The organism is Psychromonas antarctica (genome assembly GCF_022267535.1).
Classification (GTDB): domain Bacteria; phylum Pseudomonadota; class Gammaproteobacteria; order Enterobacterales; family Psychromonadaceae; genus Psychromonas; species Psychromonas antarctica.
Genome location: NZ_JAHNZV010000188.1, coordinates 1 through 3039 on the forward strand (window position 1 = coordinate 1; position 3039 = coordinate 3039).

Annotated in this window: 3 protein-coding genes; 2 read left to right on the forward strand and 1 reads right to left on the reverse strand. The window is 34.2% G+C overall.

Features of this window, described 5'->3' with window-relative positions:
- The first annotated feature begins 545 nt into the window (after positions 1-545).
- On the forward strand, positions 546-1070 hold the full coding sequence (locus tag KSO91_RS16645; RefSeq protein WP_238744144.1) for a hypothetical protein: 525 nt from the start codon (positions 546-548) through the stop codon (positions 1068-1070).
- Between the two features lie 152 nt (positions 1071-1222).
- On the forward strand, positions 1223-1870 hold the full coding sequence (locus tag KSO91_RS16650) for a hypothetical protein (protein WP_238744145.1): 648 nt from the start codon (positions 1223-1225) through the stop codon (positions 1868-1870).
- Between the two features lie 53 nt (positions 1871-1923).
- Here KSO91_RS16650 and KSO91_RS16655 read toward each other — a convergent pair whose 3' ends face one another.
- A complete protein-coding gene (locus KSO91_RS16655) occupies positions 1924-2829 on the reverse strand; it encodes a serine/threonine-protein kinase (RefSeq protein ID WP_238744146.1) in 906 nt (301 codons plus the stop codon).
- Positions 2830-3039: the final 210 nt, after the last annotated feature.

Consider the following 3039-nt stretch of genomic DNA (forward strand, 5'->3'; position numbering starts at 1 on the left):
TTTTCTCTGTTTCCCCTCATTTTACTCTGTGCTGCAATTTTTTGACGTGTCTTTATTTCTCCTGAGTTAAATGCATAAGCATGTAAAATTAATAAAAAATTTGTGGAAAATAAGGAAAACTAGCACGAGAATTTAAGTTTTTCATTAATAGGTTATTTCAAAATTTGTCACGTGTTGATTGAACTGAAATACCTTAAAAATTCATTGCGTAAATTCTTTTTTTTTAAGTCCGTTTATTTCCTCCTTATCAATAAATATACTGGACTTGTTCATCAATCGAATACATTTAATAATGAAGTGATATTAATATCATCAAGAAATAATAGCCGCTTATACCTTAATAGATGAAGAACATGATTTAAGGAGAGATAGAGCAACGTAATGCGATATGAAATTAACACCAATTGCATTGAGATACTTGCCGTGCATCCAACAGTTATGGCTATAATAATCATGCAATCATAAAATTGGTACATGAATGTACTTCATTGTTGAATCTGCATTTCATAATGTATAAATAAATTAACCCTTTATTGAGAGAATTTATGCAAAAGAATATAACTAAAAATGATGATGTTGACTCAAAAATTAATACAACTTCATTTAGAACAATATTAGTTCCTACTTTCAATAAAATAGTAGTAGAAAGGGGAAAAGCATTTCATATTCGCCCTGATTTTAAAAGTGAAGATTTTGATGCTCTATTCAATAACATTTATCACGGCATCATTTATAATTTTTTCCTACAACTTGAGAAAAAAGAAATATTATCATATGAAGAGTACCGTTATTTATATGATAATTATTTACGAATCTTAATCTTTGATGGTGTGAAAACGGTTATTTACGGTGAAAATATTATATTAACTGCTTCTAGTTTCTCCAAAAAATCAGGGAGCTACATAACCCCCCTTTATAAGCACGATACACTTCGCATACATAATGAGATAACTAAAGAAAGTATGGCAGAAGAACGTGAGTTGAAAAAGATACGCCAGAAGGAACAGTTGAAGAGGGATAAGGAAGAGGAGAAAAAATTCAAAGAATGTCTCGATCGTTACTCAAAATAATAAACCCCGAATATAGATATTCGAGTTTTTCATCTACAGGTTATCCTATAATTTGAAAAGGTTTCGTGAAATTAAATGTGTCACTTTATATAGGCAAAGCAACGGTGATAAAATCATCATTCATAAAAACGATCAACGAATAAGAGATAGTGATGGACAACTTCAATTTAAATTTACTACACCCTGATAAAAAGCGAGCATTACGTAGTAAAAGACATCAATATCTTATTGAGATACTCAATCTGGAAACACAACAAGTGTTATTCCAAAGAGAAGATTTGGGTGGCTACCATCGATGTGGCACTTTTACAGAAGATGAAAACGTTGTTATTTATATTACTTTCGATAAACACTGGTACCTTTCTCCGGTTATCAATATATGGGACTTAGAAAAAAACCATGTTGAATCCATCTTTACATCCCATAATAGCCAATTGGAATCGATGTTAATCGCTTATAACATGCACAAACAACACCTTGTACTCGGTTCTTATTTTGATGGTGAGATCAGCACTTATAATATTAAAAAGCGTAAAGTCATAAAGCATATTGCCTCCTGTGCAGAGAAAAAAAACACTCAAATGCTTCACTTAGATTTTTCTAGTTGTGGGGAAAAAATAGCAGTATTACAAGAAGATATACTCACTATTTACAATTTCACAACAGGTGAAAAAGTATTTAATACAGCACTAGTAACAACCTATTCAAAATGTCAGTTTCACGAAATCGAAGCAATTATCAGTATAACTCATCCTGAAAAACCGCCCATCCACATCAACTATCAATCAATTGAAGTTTAATATCATACTTGCTCATTCGAGAAAATAGAGTCTAATGCATAGTTCACTCGCTATCACAGCTTAGCAAATAACAATGCACTACTAATAACCGAATACATTGCTAGTAAACAAGTCAGAGATGTAAATGGTTTCCTAAATATAAGTTTCTTGAAGCGATATACTGGGGACATGGAATATTCATCGATGGGGAAGCCGGTCTGATATTTTTGTAATACACACCGAACCTGTAGAGCATCTTGATATCGATTTTCAGGTTTAACAGCGAGCGCTTTACTTAGCACCGCATGTAACTCTTTTGCGTTAATTTTTTGCAAATCTCTTTGCTCAAGCTGATTGCTGGTTAAAAGGTAAAACAGAATCGCTCCCAATGAATAAACATCCGACATCGCTTCACTAGGCTCTCCCGCTATTTGCTCAGGTGCACTCCAATTCTTTGAGAATGCTTTAATGGTTTCCGTGTTATCAGCTTTAGCAGTAGTTTTAAACTTCTTAGCCAGGCCAAGATCTATCAACACCAAATGACCTTGGTTGTTGATAATAATATTCTGTGGCTTTAAATCACCATGATAAATACCTCGATGATGCAAATAACACACTGCATCGAGGAGTTGCATAAAAACATCTATTTTTTGTTTCTGATTGCACTTGCTATTAGCTAGCCATAAATCGAAGGATTCACCATCGATATAATCCATGACAATACAAGCATGATCTAATACTTTAGATACACCATAAATACTGCAAATATTGGGATGATCTAATGCCATCAAACTTGATGCTTCACTAAAAAACATCGCAGTTTGTTGGTGACTATTTAACTTGTCACGACGCAGGATTTTAACCGCCGCTTTATGAATTTCATTTTCTGTCTGAGCCGGGTTAGAAATAGTTTGTTCTGCATGGAAAACCAGCCCCATTCCACCAGCGTCCGAAAGTAAACATTTAATGCGAAACCCCATCACCTCCTGAGCGATGAATAATTGCCATGACGTGAGCGTAGGGCTTGTTACCTGCTGTGATATTAATTCACTACTAGAGAGAGGTATCGTGAGCTTACGGCTGCATAGTTTGACTTGGGCGGTTAGCCCAATTCAGTCTTTTTTGGAAAGCAAGTCAGCCGTTACTCACTATTTTCTAGATAATTCCATGGCAGGTAATTTTCTGGGTTG